The sequence below is a fragment of the Streptomyces sp. NBC_01017 genome (genome assembly GCF_045162795.1).
GTDB classification, from domain to species: Bacteria; Actinomycetota; Actinomycetes; order Streptomycetales; family Streptomycetaceae; genus Streptomyces; species Streptomyces machairae.
The window spans coordinates 4,565,034-4,586,547 of sequence record NZ_CP108683.1 but is presented as its reverse complement, the minus strand read 5'-3'; the positions used below and the strand labels follow the sequence as shown (position 1 = coordinate 4,586,547).

The 21,514-nt window shown below is 70.4% G+C and carries 18 protein-coding genes and 1 riboswitch; of the genes, 8 read left to right on the top strand and 10 right to left on the bottom strand.

Annotated features, from left to right (window positions below; translation table 11 throughout):
• Positions 1–135 precede the first annotated feature (135 nt).
• Positions 136–942 carry a class II aldolase/adducin family protein gene (locus OG331_RS20690; RefSeq protein WP_406198364.1) on the top strand — a complete coding sequence of 269 codons (807 nt, stop codon included), beginning with the start codon at positions 136–138 and terminating at the stop codon, positions 940–942.
• A gap of 91 nt (positions 943–1,033) precedes the next feature.
• Here the strand turns inward: OG331_RS20690 and OG331_RS20685 are convergent, their stop codons facing one another.
• Positions 1,034–1,921 carry a DUF4429 domain-containing protein gene (locus OG331_RS20685; protein ID WP_406198362.1) on the bottom strand — a complete coding sequence of 296 codons (888 nt, stop codon included), beginning with the start codon at positions 1,919–1,921 and terminating at the stop codon, positions 1,034–1,036.
• Between the two features lie 367 nt (positions 1,922–2,288).
• Here OG331_RS20685 and OG331_RS20680 point away from each other — a divergent pair, with 367 nt between their 5' ends.
• Together OG331_RS20680 and OG331_RS20675 are read left to right on the top strand one after the other, a co-directional pair.
• Positions 2,289–3,569: a hypothetical protein gene (locus OG331_RS20680; protein WP_406198360.1), complete on the top strand. Its 1,281-nt coding sequence runs from the start codon at positions 2,289–2,291 to the stop codon at positions 3,567–3,569.
• A gap of 495 nt (positions 3,570–4,064) precedes the next feature.
• On the top strand, positions 4,065–4,595 hold the full coding sequence (locus OG331_RS20675; protein ID WP_328879842.1) for a DoxX family protein: 531 nt from the start codon (positions 4,065–4,067) through the stop codon (positions 4,593–4,595).
• Between the two features lie 13 nt (positions 4,596–4,608).
• Here the strand turns inward: OG331_RS20675 and OG331_RS20670 are convergent, their stop codons facing one another.
• Positions 4,609–4,878 carry a hypothetical protein gene (locus OG331_RS20670; RefSeq protein WP_406198357.1) on the bottom strand — a complete coding sequence of 90 codons (270 nt, stop codon included), beginning with the start codon at positions 4,876–4,878 and terminating at the stop codon, positions 4,609–4,611.
• Entirely contained in the window at positions 4,865–6,307 is a 1,443-nt protein-coding gene (locus OG331_RS20665; protein ID WP_406198355.1) for a PspC domain-containing protein, read from the bottom strand. The genes OG331_RS20670 and OG331_RS20665 overlap by 14 nt, the downstream gene beginning before the upstream one ends.
• Positions 6,308–6,485: 178 nt before the next feature.
• Here OG331_RS20665 and OG331_RS20660 point away from each other — a divergent pair, with 178 nt between their 5' ends.
• On the top strand, positions 6,486–7,775 hold the full coding sequence (locus tag OG331_RS20660) for a PspC domain-containing protein (protein WP_406198352.1): 1,290 nt from the start codon (positions 6,486–6,488) through the stop codon (positions 7,773–7,775).
• On the top strand, positions 7,772–8,491 hold the full coding sequence (locus tag OG331_RS20655; RefSeq protein ID WP_406198350.1) for a LuxR C-terminal-related transcriptional regulator: 720 nt from the start codon (positions 7,772–7,774) through the stop codon (positions 8,489–8,491). The genes OG331_RS20660 and OG331_RS20655 overlap by 4 nt, the downstream gene beginning before the upstream one ends.
• Before the next feature lie 65 nt (positions 8,492–8,556).
• Here OG331_RS20655 and OG331_RS20650 read toward each other — a convergent pair whose 3' ends face one another.
• Positions 8,557–9,627, bottom strand: a complete 1,071-nt coding sequence (locus OG331_RS20650; protein WP_406198347.1) for an NlpC/P60 family protein — start codon at positions 9,625–9,627, stop codon at positions 8,557–8,559.
• 447 nt (positions 9,628–10,074) lie between these two features.
• Here OG331_RS20650 and OG331_RS20645 point away from each other — a divergent pair, with 447 nt between their 5' ends.
• The gene (locus tag OG331_RS20645; RefSeq protein WP_406198344.1) at positions 10,075–10,428 is read left to right on the top strand and encodes a hypothetical protein; all 354 of its coding nucleotides are present in this window, start codon (positions 10,075–10,077) and stop codon (positions 10,426–10,428) included.
• Here the strand turns inward: OG331_RS20645 and OG331_RS20640 are convergent.
• Positions 10,406–11,392 (bottom strand): tellurite resistance/C4-dicarboxylate transporter family protein, encoded by a 987-nt coding sequence (locus OG331_RS20640; protein ID WP_406198341.1) that lies wholly within the window; start codon positions 11,390–11,392, stop codon positions 10,406–10,408. The genes OG331_RS20645 and OG331_RS20640 overlap by 23 nt on opposite strands.
• A gap of 260 nt (positions 11,393–11,652) precedes the next feature.
• The gene (locus tag OG331_RS20635) at positions 11,653–12,819 is read right to left on the bottom strand and encodes an NlpC/P60 family protein (protein WP_406198339.1); all 1,167 of its coding nucleotides are present in this window, start codon (positions 12,817–12,819) and stop codon (positions 11,653–11,655) included.
• 8 nt (positions 12,820–12,827) lie between these two features.
• Positions 12,828–12,996: riboswitch (cyclic di-AMP (ydaO/yuaA leader) on the bottom strand.
• A gap of 365 nt (positions 12,997–13,361) precedes the next feature.
• On the opposite strand from OG331_RS20635, the gene pcrA reads away from it, so the two are divergent.
• The gene (gene pcrA / locus OG331_RS20630; protein ID WP_406198337.1) at positions 13,362–15,848 is read left to right on the top strand and encodes a DNA helicase PcrA; all 2,487 of its coding nucleotides are present in this window, start codon (positions 13,362–13,364) and stop codon (positions 15,846–15,848) included.
• A 96-nt stretch (positions 15,849–15,944) separates the two neighbouring features.
• On the opposite strand, the gene OG331_RS20625 is transcribed toward pcrA, so the two are convergent.
• The 3 genes from OG331_RS20625 to OG331_RS20615 form a co-directional block, all read right to left on the bottom strand.
• Positions 15,945–17,414, bottom strand: coding sequence for a M23 family metallopeptidase (locus OG331_RS20625; RefSeq protein WP_406198335.1), 1,470 nt, complete (start codon positions 17,412–17,414; stop codon positions 15,945–15,947).
• Between the two features lie 291 nt (positions 17,415–17,705).
• Complete coding sequence (locus OG331_RS20620) at positions 17,706–18,566, bottom strand: esterase/lipase family protein (RefSeq protein ID WP_406198333.1); 861 nt, start codon at positions 18,564–18,566, stop codon at positions 17,706–17,708.
• Positions 18,567–18,784: 218 nt separating this feature from the next.
• Positions 18,785–18,994, bottom strand: coding sequence for a hypothetical protein (locus OG331_RS20615; protein WP_406198331.1), 210 nt, complete (start codon positions 18,992–18,994; stop codon positions 18,785–18,787).
• 220 nt (positions 18,995–19,214) lie between these two features.
• Between OG331_RS20615 and OG331_RS20610 the strand changes: the two genes are divergently transcribed.
• Entirely contained in the window at positions 19,215–19,631 is a 417-nt protein-coding gene (locus tag OG331_RS20610) for a cobalamin B12-binding domain-containing protein (RefSeq protein WP_362385184.1), read from the top strand.
• Positions 19,632–19,717: 86 nt separating this feature from the next.
• On the opposite strand, the gene OG331_RS20605 is transcribed toward OG331_RS20610, so the two are convergent.
• Positions 19,718–21,364, bottom strand: a complete 1,647-nt coding sequence (locus OG331_RS20605) for a DUF5691 domain-containing protein (protein ID WP_406198328.1) — start codon at positions 21,362–21,364, stop codon at positions 19,718–19,720.
• Positions 21,365–21,514 lie beyond the last annotated feature (150 nt).

Sequence of the window (21,514 nt, the reverse complement as noted above, 5' to 3'; positions counted from 1 at the left end):
TGACATCTGCTGTCGGGTATGCGCCCAACCGGCTCCCGCGAGCGTTGCGTGCGTCATCTTTACAGAACAACTCTGTTTTCCTGCGCTGACCGACGGTAACTTCCGCCCCGTAAGCAACCCAGTGCTGGAGGACAGATGCACGGGACGCCCCTCGGGTCCACCCCGCCCTCGCCCCTGCCGACCGACCGCCTGCAGTTCGCGATGCCGCCCATGCACGAGTCGGTCGAGGACGAGCGCCGGCACCGCAAGGAGCGGCTCGCGGGCGCGCTGCGGATCTTCGGGCGGCTCGGGTTCGAGGACGGAGTCTCCGGGCACATCACTGCGCGCGATCCGGAGTTCAGCGACTGTTTCTGGGTCAACCCCTTCGGAATGCCATTCAGGCATGTCACCGTCAGCGACCTGGTCCTCGCCAACTCCGAGGGGCAGGTGATCGAGGGCCGCTACCACGTCAACCAGGCGGCGTTCACCGTCCACTCCCAGGTCCATGCCGCCCGCCCGGACGTCGTCGCGGTCGCCCACTGCCACTCGGTGCACGGGCGGGCCCTCGCGGCGCTCGGCGAACTCCTCGACCCGATCACTCAGGAGAGCTGCGCCTTCTACGAGGACCACGCCCTCTACGACGCCTACTCGGGCGTGGCCGTCGACGCCTCGGAGGGCCGGCGCATCGCGACCGCGCTGGGCTCGCGCAAGGCCCTCGTTCTGCGCAACCACGGCCTCCTGACCGTCGGCGACTCGGTGGACGCGGCGGCCTGGTGGTTCCTGTCGATGGAACGCTCCAGCCAGGTGCAGCTGACGGCACGGGCGGCGGGGCGTCCCGTCCTCATCGAGCATCGGCAGGCCGTGGCCACGCGGGAGCAGCTGGGCGGGGATCTGGTGGCGTGGATCAACTATCAGCCGCTGTGGCAGGACGTCAGCCGGAGTGAGCCGGATCTGTTGAGCTGAGGGTTGCATGGGCTTCGGTCTTCGGTCTTCGGGCTCGGGGGAGGGCTCGCGGTGAGTGGGCCCTATGAGGGCCGGCCGGCTGCGCGGGCCGTCAGAAGCCGCGCAGGACGACCGCCTTCGTCATCGCGAACTCCTCGTCAGTGAGCACGCCGTCGCGGTGCAGCTCGCCCAACTCCCGCAGCCTGCGCAGGAGTACGTCGTGGTGGTCGGCCCGGGGCGGGACGGCGGCCGCGAGCTGCCGGCGGTCGGTGGGGTCCTCGACGCGGGGGCGGCTGGACGGGTGCGGCAGGCGGGCGGTGACGGCGGTGGCGACCAGGGCGGTGAGCAGGTCACGGCGGGCGTTGCCCCACAGGTCAAGGGCGTACGGGTCCTTCTCCGGCGGCAGTTTGGAGAGCACCGTCTCCCTGGTCACGAAGCGTAGGAAGCCGTCCTCGTAGCCGGAATTGGGCAGCCATTCGACCTGGACGAGGTCGCCGACATCGACGATGCGCGGGCCGGTCGCCCGCTTGACCCGCTCCGCGGTGTCCGACCAGTCGATCCGCACCTGCACGCCGTCGAAGGAGACCGTGCCGTCCGAGGAACGGACCGAGACCGGGACCGGTGGGCCGGGGAGCAGGTAGGCCCTGGTCGGCTCCTTGGGGATCTGGTCCAGCAGCAGCGCGCGGCGGATCTCCTCGGCGACGTACTCGGCGACCCCGGCGCGGTCGACGTCCACCGTCAGCCGATAGGGGTCGGCGGAGTCGGGGAGCCGGCCGCCGGTCGCCTGGAGGAGCGGGTCGGCGCCCTCGCGCAGCCGCATGCGCAGCCGTCCACGCTTGCGCTCGGGCTCGAACACGATGCTTGCGACGGCTTCCAGGGGTACGGCGATCTCTCCGTACGTCTGCCGGAACAGCGGCACGGAGCGGTGGAGTCCCGGCGTGATCCGGACCGTTGTGCCGTCGAAGGCCCAGGTCCCGTCGCGCTGGATGATCTCGGCCATGGAGAAATTCTCGCAGCCGGGTCAACACGGTGGCCCTGTCTTCACCCGCGCCGACCGGACCTGCCGGGTGGGGAGCGGGCGGGGTGCGGGACAATTCGCTGTCATCGTGCGGGAGTTATCGGTGGTGCGGCGGTCGTTCGGCGGTCGTTCGGCGGTGGTGCGGCGGTCGTTCGGCGGTGGTGCGGCGGAGGTCGAGGACAGCGATGTCCGAAAACGGTGATGGCCGGTATCTGAGATCGGGCTGCCGATCGGTGGGCCATGCGGCTATAAGGCCATGAGGGTTGTCGGGGCCTGTGAAGGGCGTAGTGCCCCCGAGGGTCGTGAGTTCGTCAGTACGTAAGAGTTGTCGGGAAGGCGGGCGTCGGGCGTGGCGGTGCAGGAGGCTGGGCATGGGGGCGCGGTGGTGGGCGCGCATGGGGGCGGCTGCACCTGTGGGAACTGTCCGTACGGGGCGCGGGCGGGGCATCGGCGTGCGGTCGCCGAGTTCCTGCTGAAACGGGACGAGTTCGCGGCCGGGCAGGGACTGCCGGCGGCCGTGGCCCACTCGGCCTCCGCCTCCCGGCAGTGGGTCTCCGAGGAGTTGACGCAGTCCGCGGAACTCGTCGCCCAGCGGGGGCGGGCCGAAGGAGACGCGTGGCTGGCGCGGCTGTGGTCGCGTACGGCGTGTGTGGTCTGGGCGCTGGTCGTGGCGTTGCTCCTTGGGCAGGCGTTCACGGCGATCGGCGCCGGGTGGACGGCCGCGCGTACGGCCGGGCTGCTGGCCGCGCTGGTGACGGCCGGGGCGCTGACCGCCGCGTCGTGGTTCCACCGGGCGCGGGGCGGGGCGCTGGCGCCGGTCATCGGTGAGGACAACCGGCTGTCCACGTCGCGTGCGGTGGCCGGGGCGTGGGTGCTCTTCGTCGCGTACGCCGTGCTCGTGCTGGTGGGGCAGCTGGCGTTGGCGTCCGGGCACGCGGAGCGCGATGCGCTGATCGCCGGCCTTGACCTGGGGCGGGGCGCGGGGGTCGTGACCGTCCTCGCCGTGTTGTGTGCGATCGCGGTCCTCGTGCGGCGGGTCGTCGGGGTACGGGTGCTCGGGCAGCGGCTGCAGAAGCTGCGGGCGGACCGGCCTCGGGCGGCGGATCTGCTGACGGATGATGCGGGGCGGGGGACGTTCGCCGACATCCAGTACGTCGTGATCGGTGGGGTTGCGCTGCTGTTCGCGGCGGTGCGGTTGGGGCGGCGGCCGGATCAGTTGCCCGATCTGCCGTGGGGGTTGGCGGTGGTGGTGCTGATCTCGGCGGCCACCTATCTGGCCGGGAAGTATGCGGAAGGGGGGCGGCCGGTGATCCTTTCCGTGGTGCGGGCGCGGGAGGCGGGGGATCTGGACGCGCCTATCCGCACCGGCGACGACATCGAGATTCGGGGGGCTGGATTCGTGCCGCCGGGGGCTCAGGGGGCGGAACGGCTGTCGCGGATGGTCGTGCGGGTCGGGGCGGTGCATGTGCATGTGCCGTTGGTGCCGGTGAGTGGGGGGTTCAGCAACCCGACGGATGCGGTGCTCACTGTGCCTGTGCCGGTGGAGGTGGAGCCTGGGCGGGTGGACGTGCAGGTGGTTACTGCGGCGGGGGTGGAGACCAATCGGTATGCGATTGATGTGACCGATTGACCGGTTGCCTCCGGCGGTTGGGTGGGGGGGGGGCCTGCGGCGGCCTGTGGCTGTTTCGGTGGGGGTGCGCGTAGCGCCTGCGGGTGTGTGGTGGGTCGGGGCTGTGCCGGGGGGTGTCCGTCCTCGGACCGGCGGTCGGGGTCGGGCAGGGTGGTGCCGTTTCTTGACGCCGGCCACTGCGGGCGGACACCCCCCGGCACGTCCCCTTCGCGCCGTGGGCGACTGCGGCGCCGCGGGGGTGCGCCACCCACGGCCAGTTCGCCGGTCTCTTTCCAATGCCGGTCCAGGCATTCCAGCCCGTCCTGTGTGTGAGGACGAGGCCCGTTGAGGGCCGAAGCGGGGGGCTGGGGGCCGTAGACCCCTGGGGCTCGGGTGCGACGCAGGGTTTCCTTCGGGCGGGGGAGGTCCCAGAATTCGGGTTGAGCGGCGCAGCCACTGCGTACGTATCGTTTTTTGAGGGGTCACGGCACGGCGGGCGAGAGGCGGCTACGGGCGATGACTCACGGTATGCATTCGGACACGCACCCCCCTTATCTCGATGGCGACCGGAACTGGCGGGACTCCGCCACCCGGTATGCACTGCTTCCGCTCCGCGTCTTCCTGGGCGTCACCTTCATCTATGCCGGCCTGGACAAGCTCACCGACAGCGCCTTCATGAAGGACTCCGGAGCGGGCTCGATCGGCGACATGATGCGGGCCGTTCGGGACTCCTCCGCGATTCCGGCCATGGTCGACCTGGCTCTGGACAGTCCCGTTGCGTTCGGCTACGCCATCGCCTTCGGTGAGCTGGCTGTCGGGATCGGCACGCTGATCGGACTGTTCGCCCGTTTGGCGGCGCTCGGTGGGGCGCTTATCTCGCTGAGTCTGTGGCTGACGGTGAGCTGGGCCTCCGATCCTTACTACTACGGCAATGACCTGGCCTACTTGATGGCCTGGCTGCCTCTCGTGCTGGCGGGCGCCCCCATGTTCTCGGTGGATGCCGCATTTCACAGGCGGCGACGGCAGCGGACCGGGGGCTATCGGTAGCTCGCGGGTGACGTCAGTGGGGTGTGTCCGGGTTTGAGTTCGGGGCCCGGTCCGGGGTTGGGGGGTGGACTTTGGGCGTAGTGCGGGAGCTGCGGCGTCTGCGTATTCCTCGGGTCGTCAGCGCCACCGCGGCTGCGAGGCACAGGCCGCCGGTCACTATGGGGATCACCACGAACCATGGGGTCTCCCAGGCGTCGCCCGCGTCGCCGATGTAGATGATGCCCGCGAGGGTCAGGAAGGTGCCGGCGACCAGTCGGCCGGGCTGGAACTCATGACGTAGCACGGGTCACCTCCGCCTGTCCCACGCCGACGCTCAGGTCGAGGTCCAGCGTGCCCGCCTTCTTGGTGCCCTTGGCCGGTGTCAGGGTCAGCTCCTTGTGCTTTCCCGGTGCCACGTCCACGTCCTGCTTGTCGTCACCCGGCAGCTGGATGTCGCCCACCCCCACGTCGATGCTCAACTCCACGGTCACGTCCTTGGGGACGATCACCTTGAGTTGGCCCACGCCCACGTCCGCTCTCGTCGTCACCGTCTGGGTGTCGGTGAGGTTCAGGCGGGTCAGGTCGAGGGTGCCGACTCCGGTGCCCAGGTCGTACTGCTGCCGGACGTCGGTCACGGCCGCCGGGCGCCAGCTTCTCTCGATCCAGTGGGTGCTGATGTCCTTGGGCAGTGCTGCCGAGGCGGCCAGCATGCCCGCGGTGATGATCGCCAGGAATATGGAGCCCGCTCCCGTGCGGCCCAGGAACGCGCTCACGGCTATGCCCAGGCCGAGGACTAGCAGGGCGCAGGCCAGGCCGGTCTGCAGACTGGTGCCGAGTGCCTGGTCCGACCAGGTCGCGCTGGTGCCGAGGGCGCCCGCGAGCAGGGCCAGCAGGAACACCCAGCCGCCGATCCAGCGGGGGCCGCGTTGCTTCGGCTGCTGAGGGTGTCGGGTGCGTATGTCCTGGCGGCTGCTCCAGGTGCTGCCGAGGCTGATGTTGACCGCTGCCGCGATATCGCGATCGCGGGAGTCGCGGGGGCCCCAGAGATAGCCCGTGCCGCCCTCGTGCGTGCCGTCCTTGACGATGGGTTCGCGCCACCAGGAGGAGAAGGCGGCGGGGACCGGCGGGGCCTGGGCCTCCGGTGGGGCGTCGGCGACGGCCTGGGCGGCGAGCGGGTCGGGGTCGGGGGTGCTGCGGTGCCGCGACCAGTATCCGGCGCCCGCGAGGAGGAGGGAGAGGACCACGGCGAAGACCAGCACACCGCCGTTTCTGAGCAGGGTCAGCAGGACGCCGCAGCCGACCAGCGCGAACAGCACGGCCGTTAGCGCCTGGCCGTCCACCCGGCCGGTCAGCAGCTTGCGCACCTCGTTCTCGTCCTCGTCGTCGTACGGGACGAAGAGCCAGGCGAAGCCGTAGAAGATGAGGCCGATGCCGCCGGTCGCGGAGAGGACGGCCAGGGTGATCCGGAAGATCACCGGGTCCATGTCGCACTGCCGCCCGAGCCCGGCGCAGACACCGGCCAGCATCTTGTGCCGGCGGTCTCGCCGGAACCGGTGCGGCGAGTCGAGTGTGCCCGCTTCCTCGGGCGGGGCTGCTTCTCCGCTTTCTCCGCCCGGGCGCACGCGGGGTTCCTCACCCGCGGCGCTCGCGGGTGCCGCGTCGGACGCGGTGCCCGCGGTGGGCACGGCGTCCGGCTCGGGCACGGAGTCCGCGGCGTGCTGGTGATCTGTCATGTGTCCATGGTGACGGGCGGGTCGGCGTGGCGGGAGTCGGAATGACCCTGGTCGGACCCTGATATCGGCCCTGAGGCGGCTGCGGGGAAGCGTTCGAGGCCGTGATGGTCGAAGATCAGGGGAGTATCGGGGGTCGACCCTGATGCTCCGGTGGTCCGACCGTGTGAACATCGATGGCATGCCGGAAGCCGCAGCAGCGCCACTCGTCGAACCGCGGCCGCCGCGCAAGCTCTACCGCAGCAGCGACGGACGCTGGCTCGGGGGCGTGGCGCGGGGGCTCGCCGGGCATCTCGGCCTGCCCGTCATCTGGGTGCGCCTCGTCTTCGTCGGCCTGTTCATGGCGGACGGACTGGGGGCGTTGCTGTATGCCGCGTTCTGGTTCTTCGTGCCGCTCGGCGTCGGCGGCGTCGACGCGCAGAAGCCGTCGACGTTCACCACCGAGACCGCGACAGACGGCCGCCGCAGACTCGTCGCCCGCAAGCCGGACAAGGGGCAGATCGTCGCCCTGCTCCTCATGGTCGTGGTGGCGATGGTCTTCGTCGGCAGCGTGGACCTGGGAAGCGGTGCCAAGGCCTATCTTCTTCCCGCCGTGCTCGTCGGTGCGGGAGTCGCCCTGGTCTGGCGCCAGGCGGACAACGCCCGCCGGGCCCGGTGGATGGAGGTCGGACGACGTCGGCACACCCTCACGCTGCTGCGTGCCGCGGGCGGCGTCGTGCTGGTCACGGCCGGCGTCTCCGGCATCTTCGTCCTGCAGGGCTCCGTCGCCCACCTCGGCTCGGTCCTGCAGGCGGCGCTGGCGGTCCTCGTCGGCATAACACTCCTCGCGGGCCCGTACCTGGTCCGGATGACCCAGGACCTCTCCGAGGAGCGCCTGATGCGCATCCGCGCCCAGGAGCGCGCCGAGGTCGCCGCGCACGTCCACGACTCGGTGCTGCACACCCTGACCTTGATCCAGCGCAACGCGGAGAACGCGAACGAGGTCCGCCGCCTCGCCCGCGCCCAGGAGCGCGACCTGCGCACCTGGCTCTACAAACCCGAGGGCACCGGCAAGGACGAGGCCGACGAGCCCACCAACCTCGCCGACGCGGTCCGGCGCAACGCCGCGGAGATCGAGGACAAGCACGGCGTCCCCATTGAGGTCGTGGTCGTCGGCGACTGCCCGCTGGACGAGAAAATCGCCGCACAGATGCAGGCCGCACGCGAGGCTATGGTGAACGCCGCGAAGTACGGTGGCGAGGGCGGCGCCGTGCAGGTCTTCGCCGAGGTGGAGGGCAAGACCGTCTTCGTGTCCGTCCGGGACCGCGGTCCGGGCTTCGACCTCGACTCGATACCCGCCGACCGTATGGGCGTCAGAGAATCGATCATCGGCCGCATGGAGCGCAACGGCGGTACGGCCCGGCTGCGGGCGGTACCCGGCGGTGGCACGGAGGTCGAGCTGGAGATGGAGAGGGCGGAGAAGACGTCATGAGCGACCCGACCGAGGCGAACGAGCCCGTGGAGTCGACCGGCGGGAGCGCGGGCGAGCGACACGCGCGCGTGGTCCTCGTCGACGACCACCGCATGTTCCGTACGGGAGTCCAGGCCGAGATCGGCCGGACCGAGCAGACCGGCGTCGAAGTCGTCGGAGAGGCCGCGGACGTCGACCAGGCGGTCACGGTCATCACCGCGACCCGCCCCGAGGTCGTCCTCCTCGACGTGCACCTCCCGGGCGGCGGCGGAGTCGAAGTCCTACGCCGTTGCGCCCCGTTGATGGCGGACGCCGAGCAGCCCGTCCGCTTCCTCGCCCTGTCCGTCTCGGACGCGGCGGAGGATGTGATCGGGGTGATCCGGGGCGGTGCGCGCGGGTACGTGACGAAGACGATCACCGGCACCGACCTGGTCGACTCCATCTTCCGGGTCCAGGACGGCGACGCGGTCTTCTCGCCGCGCCTCGCCGGGTTCGTACTGGACGCCTTCGCGTCGACGGACGCGCCGCCGGTCGACGAGGACCTCGACCGGCTCACTCAGCGCGAGCGGGAGGTGCTGCGGCTGATTGCGCGGGGGTACGCGTACAAGGAGATCGCCAAGCAGCTGTTCATCTCCGTCAAGACGGTCGAGTCCCATGTGTCGGCGGTTCTGAGGAAACTTCAGCTGTCCAATCGGCACGAGCTGACTCGGTGGGCGACGGCACGGCGTCTGGTGTGATGCCGGGCTCCGGTTCGCGGGCCGAGGTCCGCGGCGGGCCAGGGTATGGCCGGGTCCGGGCCGGGTCACACCACGCGTGTGGCCCCCGCGAACGGCATCTCGTCGAGTGGGGCCACCCGGACCGGGGCCGAGGGGTTCGGGGCGTGGATCATCTGGCCGTTGCCGATGTAGAGGCCGACGTGGCTGATGCCTGAGTAGAAGAACACCAGGTCGCCCGGGAGCAGTTCCGAGCGGGAGACGCGGCGGCCGGCGTCGATCTGGGCATAGGTCGTGCGGGGGAGGGAGAGGCCCGCAGAGCGGTACGCGGCCTGGGTGAGGCCGGAGCAGTCGAAGGCGTTCGGGCCGGTCGCGCCCCAGACGTAGGGGCTGCCCAGTTTTGAGTACGCGTACGAAATGGCCGACGCGGCGCGGGCGTTGGGTGCCTGTGCGGTGGCCGGGCCGGGAGCGGTCAGGGCGTCTCGGGAGCCTGTCGAGGAGCGGGCCGCGCGGTCGGTGCCGCCGCTCGCGCTCTGGAGGCGGGCGCGCTCCTCGGTGGTCAGTTGGGTGAGCAGAGTGCGGGCGGCGTCCAGCTTGTCGGTGATCGTTTTCCTGTGCCCTTGCAGTTCCGCCTGGCGGGACTGCAGCGAGGTCAGTTCGATGCGCGCGGCCCCGCGCAGTTGCTCGATCTCGCGTAGTTGCCTGCGGACGCTCGCGACGGATGCCGCCTGACGGTTGCCGGCGCGTTCGGCGAACTCCGCGCCGTCGAGGTAGCGGTCGGGGTCGTTGGAGAGCGCGAGTTGGAGGGCCGGTTCGACGCCGCCGTCGCGGTACTGCGCCGCGGCCATCGAACCGAGCGCTTCACGCGCCGAGTTGAGTTTCTCCGTCTTGCGGGCTGCCTCGTCCTGCAGCGACCTGATCCGCCGCTCGGCAGCGTCCGCCTTCTCCTTCGCGCCGTTGTACTTCTCGGTCGCGACCTCCGCCTCGTGGTACAGCTTGTCCACCTTCGCCTTGACCTGAGCCGGTGTCAGCTGCGGTTCGGCGTGACCGGTCCCGTCGAAGCCCGTCGCCGTCGCCGCGCCCGCCAGGGCGATCGTCCATGCCGTGCGGGCCGTACTGCCGCCGACCGAGCGCTGACGGGGCTTTCGGTGCGCTGCCACGTGGACTGCACGTCCTTTCGTACGACCGCCTCGTCCCGCACGTCCGCCACGACAGCCTGGGGAGCGGACGGACGACTGCCCGCGGGCGGATGACGCGTCCGGCGACGGCCCACACAGGGGGGAGCGGGCCGCCGCCGGACCTTTCTCGGCGGTGGTGTCCGACTGCCGCCCCTGGCCCGGGCGGCGGTGGGGAGCCGGTCACCTGGTGGAGGACGCTAAACCTGGGTGTGCCGGGGTGGTAACGCGTTGTGCGGAAGTGCCGGGAGTGGATCGTTGGGTGACCGTAAGTGAGCGTGATCGCGAGATGGGGGCGTCTTGTTCACGCTGTGTGCTGACCGATGTGGCGGAATGGGGGGTGGGCGGGGGCTGCGGGGTGCTATGGGGCGCATATATGCAAGACCGGGGCGGTGGTGGGTGCCCTGACGGGGCTGATTAGGCTCCGGCCCCATGGACGTACTCATCCACCTTTTCGTCGGTCTGCACATCATCGGTATCGCCGCGTTGCTGGGTGGTTTCTTCACCCAGATGAAGGCGATGGGCCAGGGCACCGCGCGGTTCGTGCCCGCGATGCTGCACGGCGCGCTGACCATGCTGGTCACCGGCGTCATCCTCGTCGGCCTCAACCAGGCGGACGATCAGTCCGTCAACAACATCAAGATCGGCGTGAAGCTGGCGCTGCTGATCGTGATCCTCGGGCTGGTGTACGTGAAGCGGGACGAGGAGACGGTGGACAAGCGGCTCTTCGGGTTGGTGGGGCTGCTGGCCATGGTGAACGTCTTCATCGCCGTTCTGTGGACGTGACCTCGGTGTAGCTCAGTACTGCGCCTGCCGCGACCGCAAGCCATGCCGCGACGGCGATCCACAGCAGTGCCTCGCCGGGGGTCTTGAGCCACGGGACGTCCACTGCGGTGGCGACGGCGAGGACCGCCGCGGCCGTCATGCCCATGGGGAACACGGTTGCCCAGCGGCGTACGTCGTAGCGCAGCCGTGGCCGGCCGATCTCGGCGAGGAGCAGGACGGCGTACCAGGCCAGGTCCAGGACGAGTAGGGCGACGGTCACCGTGCGCAGGACGTCGGTGTCGTCCTCGTTCCAGAGGTACAGGCTGGCGCTGTCGGCCGACATGAGCTTCGAGCCGGCGAGTGCGGAGATGGCGAGGGCGCCGCCTGCCACCCAGTGGTCGCCGGCGCCCCTGGTCACCTGCCGCAGGTCGAAGCGGGTCAGGGCCATGACGTAGAGCACCAGGCCGAGCCAGAACAGGACCAGGGCCGCGTGGGCGAGCCATGCCGTGGACTCGGTCGCGGCGAGGGTTGCGGCCAGGACGGCGAGGCCCTGGGTGGCCACGCAGCTGAGGAAGACCGCGCCGGGCATGCGGGGGTGCAAGCGGCGTACCACGGCGATGAGGAGGCCCGGCCAGAGCAGAGCCGCCAGGGCCAGTAGGGCCTTGGCGAGGGGTTGCCAGCCGAGGGTGGCGAAGCGGGTGCCGAGAACCGCCGTCGCTGCGATGGCGGTGAGGGCGGCGGGGGTGGCTGCCTCTTTGAGCCACCTGGCGCGGTCCCGGAGGAGCCTCGCGGTGAAGCCGCCCGCGAGGGCCAGCCAGGCTGCGCAGGCGAGGGCGAGGGCGATTCGGGACAGGGTTTCGTAGCCGGCCTGGTGGAGGGCGACCGACAGGATGCCGGTTGCCATGACGGCGGCGCCGGCGGTGGGGGGACTCTGCGACCACCAGGTGTGGAGGGGGGATGCGGGGGTGGTCGTGGGGGCGGGCATGGGGTCGATGCTAGGGATTGGGGGGTGTGGGGTGGGTGGGGGCACGCGCGCGTGTGGGGTGAAATGCACGTCTGCCGCGCGACGGTTGGGCGACGGGTGCCTGCGGCGGCCCGCTCGGGTGAGTGGGGGTTCGCGTAGCGCCTGACTGTTCGTTGTGGGTCGGGGCCGTGCCACCGTACGCGGGTGCGGGTGCGGGTGCGTTTGCCGCACCACTACGCGCGCGTGGCGGAGGCAGTGCGCCACGCGCGCGTGTGTGTTCGTCAGGCCGGGCGGACCACGCTGTGGATCGACGACTCTCCGTCGTAGTAGATCGATTCCTCGCGGACGTACGCGCCGGGCTTCGGGGCGTGGATCATCATGCCGTTGCCGATGTAGAGGCCTACGTGCGTGATGTCGTCGTAGAAGAAGACCAGGTCGCCGGGCTGGGCGCTGGAGACGGGGACCGCGGTGCCGGCGTTGACCTGGTCGTAGGTGACACGGGGGATGTCCACGCCTGCGGCCTTCCAGGCGCCCTGGGTGAGGCCGGAGCAGTCGTAGGAGTCGGGGCCGGTGGCGCCCCAGACGTACGGCTTGCCCACCTGGGCGCGGGCGAAGGCCAGGGCCTTCTCGGCCTTGGTGGCGTACGAGGAGTCCGACGCCGACGAGTCGGAGGAGGACGAGTCGGACGAGGAGTCGTTGCTCTCCTGCTGCTGCGCCGCCTCCTGGCGCCGGCGCTCGGCCGCCTCTTGCTGCCGGGCCAGTTCCGCCGCCTTGCGGGCGGCCTCCTCCTGCTTGCGCTTCTCGATCGCGGCGAGGCGGGCCTTCTCCTCCGCCGTCAGCTTCGACAGCAGTTCGCGTGCGTCGGCGAGCTTCTTCTGGACGGTGGACTTGGCCGTCTGGAGGTCGTTCTGCGACTCGGTGAGCGTTTCGAGGCTCTGGGTGGCCTCCTTGCGCTTCTTCATCGTCGCGGACTGCTGGGTGAAGTAGTCGTCGACCGATTCCTTCTGGCGGCCCGTCATGCGGTCCATCAGCTGGGTCTGGTCGAAGTAGTCCTGCGGGCTGTCAGCCAGGAGGAAGGTCGCCGTGTCGGGGGCCGAGGTGCCCGTGCGGTACTGGGCGGCTGCGTTGCGGCCGAGTTCCTCGCGCGCGTCGTTGAGCTTCTGGGTGCGCTGGGCGACGTCGTCGAGGAGGGTGTCGACGCGCTTGCGCTGCTTTGCGGTCTTCTCTTTGGCCGCGTTGTACTTCTCGGTCGCCGACTCCGCCTGGCGGTAGAGGTCGTCGACCTTCTTCTCGACCTCTTCGAGGCTCGGTTTGTCGTCCGTCGAGGGGCTCGCGTTGGCCGTCTGGGACAGCAGGGCGACGGAGGTGAGGGCCGCCGTGGCGAGGGCGGGGGTCCGTATGCCTGCTACGCGCGTACCAGCGGGACGCGACTTGCGGTGCGACGCCAAGGGAGGCGACTCCTTCCATGCTCCGCCTACCGAGTTAGCTGTCGGGTTCGGGCGGATGGTTAGGAAGGGTTGCCCTACGGCCGCTCCCCGGGCGGGAGTCGGGCCGATTCACCCCAAGTTCGGTGGGTCCCCGGCTCCGGGTGCACGGCGGCGCTCCGGACTCGGCGGAGGCCGTGCGGCCCGGCGACGTTCGCCGGTGGGGGTCGTACGGCCTGTCCGGCACGGTAGCCAACTCGTGTGGCCCCTGTGAAGGTTGATGTTCGATATGCCCGATACATTTTCGTGACCTTGGCGATGTGTGCCGTGGATCGTGGTCGATGTGGCGGGGTTGGTGGTCAGTTGTGAGCGTTTTGGGTTTTGAGGGTATTTCGGCCGACTCGGGTCGGTTGGTTTCGGGGGATTGCGGATCGTAATGGGGTGGTTCTGGAGGGTGAGGGGAGTGTTTGGGGTGCGTGGGTTCTGAAGATCGGTGAGTGCTGAAACAGGTGATGTTCTCAGGGCGGCGGCGGGCTGTCAGTGGGGCGCCCTAGACTCGGAGAGCGATGAGCAGCCTCTTTGACGACAGCTTCCTGGCGGGCCTCCAGGCCCCGCGGGCCCATGCGGGCGAACCACCACCGCCGCCCGAGGACGATCACGCTCCGGAGCCGGTTCCGGACGATCTGTTCGGCGGGAAGTTCGACGTGCCGCCGGACCGGGACGACTACTACCGCGACGGCGCCCCGCGCCCGGCCCTGGATGCGGCAGCGCTGCTGGCGGGGCTGAACGAGAACCAGCGTGCGGCCGTCGTCCACTCCGGCGGCCCGCTGCTCATCGTGGCTGGCGCCGGGTCCGGCAAGACGCGTGTGCTCACCCATCGCATCGCGTACCTGCTGGCCGAGCGGAATGTGCATCCGGGGCAGATCCTCGCGATCACCTTCACCAACAAGGCCGCGGGTGAGATGAAGGAGCGCGTCGAGCAGCTCGTCGGCCCGCGCGCGAACGCGATGTGGGTGATGACCTTCCACAGCGCGTGCGTGCGCATCCTGCGCAGAGAGAGCAAGAAGCTCGGGTTCACCTCGTCGTTCTCGATCTATGACGCCGCCGACAGCAAGCGGCTGATGGCGCTCGTGTGTCGTGATCTGGATCTCGACCCCAAGCGGTTTCCGCCCAAGTCCTTCAGCGCCAAGATCAGCAATCTGAAGAACGAGCTGATCGACGAGGAGGACTTCGCCGCCCAGGCGACGGACGGCTTCGAGAAGACCCTCGCGCAGGCGTATGCCCTGTACCAGTCGCGGTTGCGGGAGGCCAACGCCCTCGACTTCGACGACCTGATCATGACGACGGTCAATCTGCTGCGCGCCTTCCCGGACGTCGCCGAGCACTACCGCCGGCGGTTCCGGCATGTGCTGGTCGATGAGTACCAGGACACCAACCACGCGCAGTACGCGCTGGTGCGCGAGCTCGTCGGTACCAGTGAGCACCCCGTCGACGTGCCGCCGAGCGACAACGACATCCCGCCCGCCGAGCTGTGCGTGGTGGGTGACGCCGACCAGTCGATCTACGCCTTCCGGGGCGCCACCATCCGCAACATCCTCCAGTTCGAGGAGGACTACCCGGACGCGACGACGATCCTCCTGGAGCAGAACTACCGCTCCAGCCAGACGATCCTGACCGCCGCCAACGCGGTCATCGAGCGCAACGAGTCCCGGCGCCCCAAGAACCTGTGGACCAACGCGGGCGCCGGTGCGCGCATCACCGGCTACGTCGCGGACACCGAGCACGACGAGGCGCAATTCGTCGCCGAGGAGATAGACCGACTGACGGATGCGGGCGATGCGAAGGCCGGTGACGTCGCCGTCTTCTACCGGACGAACGCCCAGTCCCGTGTCTTCGAAGAGATCTTCATCCGCGTCGGCCTGCCCTACAAGGTCGTCGGCGGGGTGCGGTTCTACGAGCGCAAGGAGGTCCGGGACGTCCTGGCCTACCTGCGCGTGCTGGCCAACCCCGAGGACTCCGTACCGCTGCGGCGGATCCTGAACGTCCCCAAGCGGGGCATCGGCGATCGCGCCGAGGCGATGATCGACGCGCTTGCACAGCGGGAGAAGATCAGCTTCCCGCAGGCGCTGCGGCGGGTCGACGAGGCGTACGGCATGGCCGCGCGGTCGACCAACGCCGTCAGGCGGTTCAACACGCTGATGGAGGACCTCCGTACGATCGTCGAGTCCGGTGTGGGACCGGCGACGGTCCTGGAGGCGATCCTCGAACGGACCGGGTACCTGGCCGAGTTGCAGGCCTCCACCGACCCTCAGGACGAGACCCGTATCGAGAACCTTCAGGAACTCGCGGCCGTGGCCCTGGAGTTCGAGCAGGAGTCGGCTGAGGATGAGGCCTCCGGTGGGCTCGCGGCCTTCCTGGAGCGGGTCGCGCTCGTCGCCGACTCGGACCAGATCCCGGACGAGGACGAGGACGGCTCCGGCGTCATCACCCTGATGACCCTGCACACCGCCAAGGGCCTGGAGTTCCCGGTCGTCTTCCTCACCGGCATGGAGGACGGCGTGTTCCCGCACATGCGCGCCCTCGGCCAGACCAAGGAGCTGGAGGAGGAACGGCGGCTCGCGTACGTCGGCATCACGCGCGCGCGTGAGCGGCTGTATCTGACGCGCTCGTCGATGCGGAGTGCGTGGGGGCAGCCCTCGTACAACCCGCCGTCCCGCTTCCTGGAGGAGATCCCGGCGGCGCACGTGGACTGGAAGCGGACGGGGGCGACCTCGCCCGTGTCCTCCGGTCCGGCGGCCGGCGTGGCGGCCTCGCTGTCCTCGTCCCGTTCGCGCTCCTCGGCGTCGGGGGCGTCCGGGTTCGCCACCCGGCGGACCTCGGAGAAGCCGGTCGTCCAGCTGGCGGTCGGGGACCGGGTCACGCACGACCAGTTCGGGCTCGGCACCGTGACGGCGGTCAAGGGCACGGGCGGGAACGCCGAGGCGACGATCGACTTCGGGGACACCAAGCCGAAGCGGCTGCTGCTGCGGTATGCGCCGGTGGAGAAACTGTAGCGCTTACAGGTGTGCGCCCTCGCTGAGCTGTTGAGGAGCGGGGGCGCCTGAGCGCACAAGGCAGTTGGCGGGTTGCCGGGAACGTCGGCCGGTTGCCTACGACGGGTCCAGGCCGTGGCTGCGCAGCCAGGACAGTGGGTCTATCGCCGAGCCGCCGCCCGGTCGCACCTCGAAGTGCAGGTGCGGGCCGGTTGAGTTGCCGGAGTTGCCGGAGTACGCGATGGGGTCGCCGGCCTTCACCGTCGTACCGGAGGCGACACGGTAGCTGGAGAGGTGGCAGTACCACGTCTCCGTGCCGTCCTTCGCGGTCACGATCATCATGTTGCCGTAGGCGCTGTTCCACTGCGTGCGGACGGTGCCGTCGGTCGCGGCCATAACCGTCGTGCCGTACGAGACGGGGAAGTCGATGCCGCTGTGAATGGACATCCAGTTGATGCCGGACTGGCCGAAATAGGCGCTGAGGCCGTGCTGTGCGACCGGAACCGCGAACTTCGGGCGCAACCGCTCCTTGCGGGCCGCCTCCTCGGCGGCCTTCTTCTTCTCGGCCGCCTGCTGAGCCTTGAGGTCGATGCGCTCCTGCGTGCGGCTGGCCCGGTCGGCGAAGTCGTCGGCGCCGGCGGAGAGGCTCTCGAGCTGGGTGTCCAGCTTGTTGTTCGCGGTGGACGGCTTCACGGCCTCGCCGTCCGAGGCCAGCGTGGAGGACGCTTCCTTGTCGTCGGTCAGGCTGCCGACGGAGGCGGCGGCGATTCCCGCGACACCCATCACACACGCCGACGGCACGGCGACGGTCAGGAACGCGGAGCGCTTGGGGGGCGTGCGGCGGCGGGAGCGGGACCCGCTGCGGGAGGCGGCGCGCGGGGAGGGGGCCGGAGTGGTCTCCTCCTGGTCGTCGAGGAGGGGCGTCACGGCGGGGAGTTCACCGGTCGCGGTCAACTCGGCGTCGCCCTGGACGGGGGCGTCGTACGCCGTGGGGTCCAGGTGCTCGAAGTGCGCGGTCGCCTGCTGATCGAAGGATTCTGCTGAGTGCTCGTACTCGTCGATCGCCTGCGCGGTGGCCTCTACGGCGCCGTCGGAGTTCCACTGTGTGGCGTCGTACGCGCCCGTGTCGAAGGCCTGCGTGCCCCATTCCCAGTGCTGGGTCTGGTCGGCCGGGGCGCCGGACTGGTCGGGCTGGAGCCAGGCGTTCGCGTCCCACTGACCCGAGGTGTCGTGGCCGACTGCCTGCTGCGGGACGAAGGCGAGCCGTTCGTGGTCGGTCGTCCAGGCGGTGGTGTCGTACGCGCCGGTGTCGTAGGCGGCGTGGTGCTGGGCCGCGTAGGCGTCGTAGTTCACGGTGTGGTGGCTGCCCGTCGACCACTGCGTGGTGTCGTACGCGCCCGTGCTCTCGCCGGGGAGGCTGCCGAAGAGGGGGTCCGCGTCGAAGGTCGTGGTGGCGTGCCCGGTGGCGCCGAATCCGGTGGCGTCGTAGGTGCCGTACGTGGTGGAGTCACCGTACTGGGCTTCCTGGGCGCCGTAGGACGCGTAGTGCGCCGAGGCGGCATCGGAAGCCGAAGTCGGGGAGGTCATGGTCCCCGACGGGTGACGATCGTTCACCAACTTCTCTCTCGCCTCGACAACAGGGGCTGCCAGAGCAGTGCGGCGACTGTACCCGGCGGTATGCGGGCACGACAATCTTCGGCAGGTTTCGCGCGCGCAGGAAACGGGCATTCGGCCGTGTTTTGGCGGACTGCGGGCGTGAGTTTGGCCTTGTGTTCGAAGATTGTTCGACGTTTGGTCAGCTGTCCTGAGGCCGTGCGGCGAGTGCGATCAGGTCGTCGGGCGGCCGTCGGGCGCGGCCGGCGGGATGGTGCGGGAGGGCTACGCCACTGTCAGGCCGCCGGCCTGGGCGGTGGCCTCGGCTCCGGTTCGTGCGGAGTCGAGGGCCTGCCGGATCCCGGTTGCCACGGCGGGGTGCACGGGCAGGGCGAGGTGTCCGATGCCGGTGACGCGGACGTTCTGCGCCATCAGGTCCGGGTGCGCGATGCAGGCCGTCTCCAGCGGGTCCATCAAGTGGTCGAGGTCGCTCCAGAAGCTCACGAAATGGGTACGGCAGCCGGGCGCGGGACCTGCCAGCTCCTCTAGAACCGGTGAGCCGGGGCGCATCTGACGCACGATCGGGTGCGCGTTCGCCAGCGGGACGACGCGGGTGCCGGAGTGCGGCGTGCCGAGCGTGACGAGGGTGCGGACCCTGACGTCGCCGCCGAGACACTGCACGTAGTAGCGCGCTATCAGCCCGCCGAGGCTGTGCCCGACGACGTCCACCTGCCTGCTGCCGGTTCGCTCGCAGATCCCCTCTATGTGCCGGCCGAGCAGTTCGGCGGCGGTGCGGATGTCGCAGGTCAGCGGGGAGTAGTTGAGCGACTCGACCTGGTGCCTGCCGTGCTGGGCGAGGCTGCGGCGCAGCAGGACGAAGACGGAGCGGTTGTCGATGAAGCCGTGCAGCAGGACGACGGGGGGAGTGGTCTCCGTCGGCAGCTGGGCCGTGTCCTGCGCGGGGAGCTGTGGGGTGGTCCGGCGCTCCTGTGTGATGCCCGAGGGGTAGAGCAGCACGTGGCCGGCGAGGATCGCGAGCTCGAGGGCGGTCGCCTTCAGCAGGGCCAGGGAGAGGCCGGCGAGACTGCTCGGAAGCAGGCGTCGGCAGAGCGGGAGAAAGGGGAATACTGCCCCGGTGACCTTCATGGCCGACCTCCTTGCGGCACGCAGGAGGACGGCTCCGGCCCCCGTTGTGCCCTCATGGGAAGTCGCGGTGGAGGTGGCCGGCGAGGCACGAGGAAGGCGCGTGGGGTGAGCGAGGCGCGTGAAGTGAGTCGGTCGGGTCGGCCAAAGTGCACCGATGACCTGACGGGGCTCCCTGCCGGTGTGGCGACGAGGCTCCCCGCTGTCGTGCCTTACCTGCCCTACGTGCCCTTCGTGCCACCGTCGATGCGCCGCACCGCCACGTCGCGCGGCCTGCGGCGCGGTGGTGCGGCGACCTCGTTGCGGCTCCCGTTGCGCTTGGTCCCGCTGCGACGCGTGTGCCGCAGACCGCTGCGGCGCGTGTGCCGCAGAGATATGGAACGGTGCGCGGCGAACGTGTCCCACCGTGTGATTTCCCCCTCGCTCTGCACCGCGAAACTGCCGGTTGCGGGATGCTGGAGATAACGTTCGTTTACTTGCCCGGGCGGTGTGGCCCGGGGCGTCCGTGCCGTGAGGGTGCGTCCGGTGCTGTGAGCGGCGGAAAAGTGCGATACGCGCACCATGTATGACAAGTGCGGCCAGTGCGGCATAACTCATATGTGAGCGGTGCTTGTCGGTACGGATGGATGTAGTCGCTTCATGGAGGCAGTGATGGGTGTGGCAGCCGGTCCGATCCGCGTGGTGGTGGCCAAGCCTGGGCTCGACGGCCATGATCGAGGGGCCAAGGTGATCGCGCGGGCGCTGCGCGACGCCGGTATGGAGGTCATCTACACCGGGCTCCACCAGACTCCCGAGCAGATCGTCGACACAGCGATCCAGGAGGACGCCGACGCGATCGGCCTGTCCATCCTCTCCGGTGCCCACAACACCCTCTTCGCCGCAGTGATCGACCTCCTCAAGGAGCGCGACGCGGAGGACATCCTGATCTTCGGCGGCGGGATCATCCCCGAGGCGGACATCCCCCCGCTGAAGGAGAAGGGTGTCGCGGAGATCTTCACGCCGGGGGCGACGACTCAGGCGATCGTGGACTGGGTGCGGGCGAACGTCCGGCAGCCGGCGGGAGCGTAGGGCGCTGCTCTGCGCGCGTTCGTCGGGGTGGCCGTTGGCTGGGGGCTCCGCTCCCAGACCCCCCTTGGGCCTGAACGGCCTCGTCCTCAAACGCCGGACGGGCTGGATTCGCCCGGGCTGGACGGCGTCAGCTCGTCGATCATGGCCGCTCGCAGCCGCAACGTCGTGACCAGCCGCTGGAACGCCTCCGCCCAGTAACCCCCCGCCCCCGGAGACGCGTCCTCCGGCTCGTCCGGTACCGCCAGCAGGCCGTCGAGGCGGCCTGCCTCGGCCGGGTCGAGGCAGCGCTCGGCCAGGCCCATCACTCCGCTGAAACTCCATGGATAACTCCCCGCGTCCCGCGCGATGTTGAGCGCGTCGACCACCGCCCGCCCGAGCGGCTCAGCCCAGGGCACGGCGCAGACTCCGAGCAGCTGAAACGCCTCGGACAGGCCGTGCGTCGCGATGAACCCGCCGACCCACTCGGCCCGTTCGGCGGGACTCAACGTGCCGAGAAGCTTTGCGCGCTCGGCCAGGGACACCGCACCAGGACCGCCGGCTTCCGGGGCCGAGGGTGACCCGAGAAGTGCCCTTGCCCATGCGCCGTCCCGCTGGCGCACCGCCGCCCGGCACCATGCCGCGTGCAGCTCGCCCTGCCAGTCGTCCGCCACCGGCAACGCCACGATCTCCCGAGGCGTACGTCCGCCGAGCCGCCCCGGCCAGGTGCCGAGCGGCGTGGCCTCCACCAACTGGCCGAACCACCACGACCGTTCACCCCGCCCCGCCGGGGCCTTGGCCACGACACCGTCGCGCTCCATGCCCGCGTCGCACTCGTGCGGTGCCTCCACGGTGATCGTCGGGGCCTCGCCGGTGTGATCGAGGGCCACGCATGTCCCGGCCCGCACCGCCATCCGTGCCGCGAGTGCCGAACCCGGCAGCGCCGACAGCAACTCCGCCGCAGTCGCCCGGACGTTGCGGCTCCGGTCGGACAGTGCCTGCTCCAGGAACTGCTCGTCCTGCGGGCCCAGACCACTGCGCAGCGAGTCGAGGAACATCAGCCGGTCCTCGGCCCGCTCGGTCGCCCACGTCGTGGCCAGCAGCTCGCGCGCGGCAGCGGGCTCACCCGCGCGTATTGCGGAGAGCAGGGCGACCCGCTCGGCGAACAGCCCCTCCTGCCAGAGCTGCTGGACTTCGGCGGGGTTGTCCAGGTGCGGCAGTGACGCGCCGCCGCCAGGGGTCGCGCGCAGGGCGAACCGCCAGTCCGGGTTCAGCCGGGCGAGCCACACCGCCCGCGGGCCGGCGAACGTCAGCGCCGCCGGACGCAGGTCCGTCCGGCCCCGCGCCGCGTCCAGCAGCGCCGGCAGCAACTGCGGGGGCGGTGCGAAGCCGCGGTCGTTCGCCGTCGCGAGCCACTGGGGCAGCAGTTCCATGAGGTCGGGCGCCGTGCCCCTACGGCCGCTGCCCACACCGGGACGGTCGGTCAGCAGCATCGCCAGCCTGCGGGTCGCCGCCGGGGGTAGTGCGGGGCGAGGGTCCGCTGGAGCCGGCTGCGGCCGCTGCGCCGCCCGGGCCGGCCGCAGCCCGGCACGCCGTCGTACGGTCTCCACGGCCGCCGTGTCGAGCAGCGCCAGCGGTGCTTCCTGGCCCGGTGTGCAGCCGGGAGGCGTACGCCGGTCCGTCCCGAGCAGCGCCGCGGTGACGAGTTCCTCCCAGGCGCTGGGCGGCGAGTCCACGGGAACCGAGGGGCTGTTCATCAGGGTCGTTCCTCTCTGCCTTCGTGCTGGGTGCCGTGGGGTGGTGACAGGGGCCTTGGAGTGGGGTGGTCCTGGGGGAGGGGCGGGTGCGCGCGGATCCGGGCGGCCCTGAGGGAGGGGGGAGTGCGCGGAGCCGGGTGGCCCCGCGAG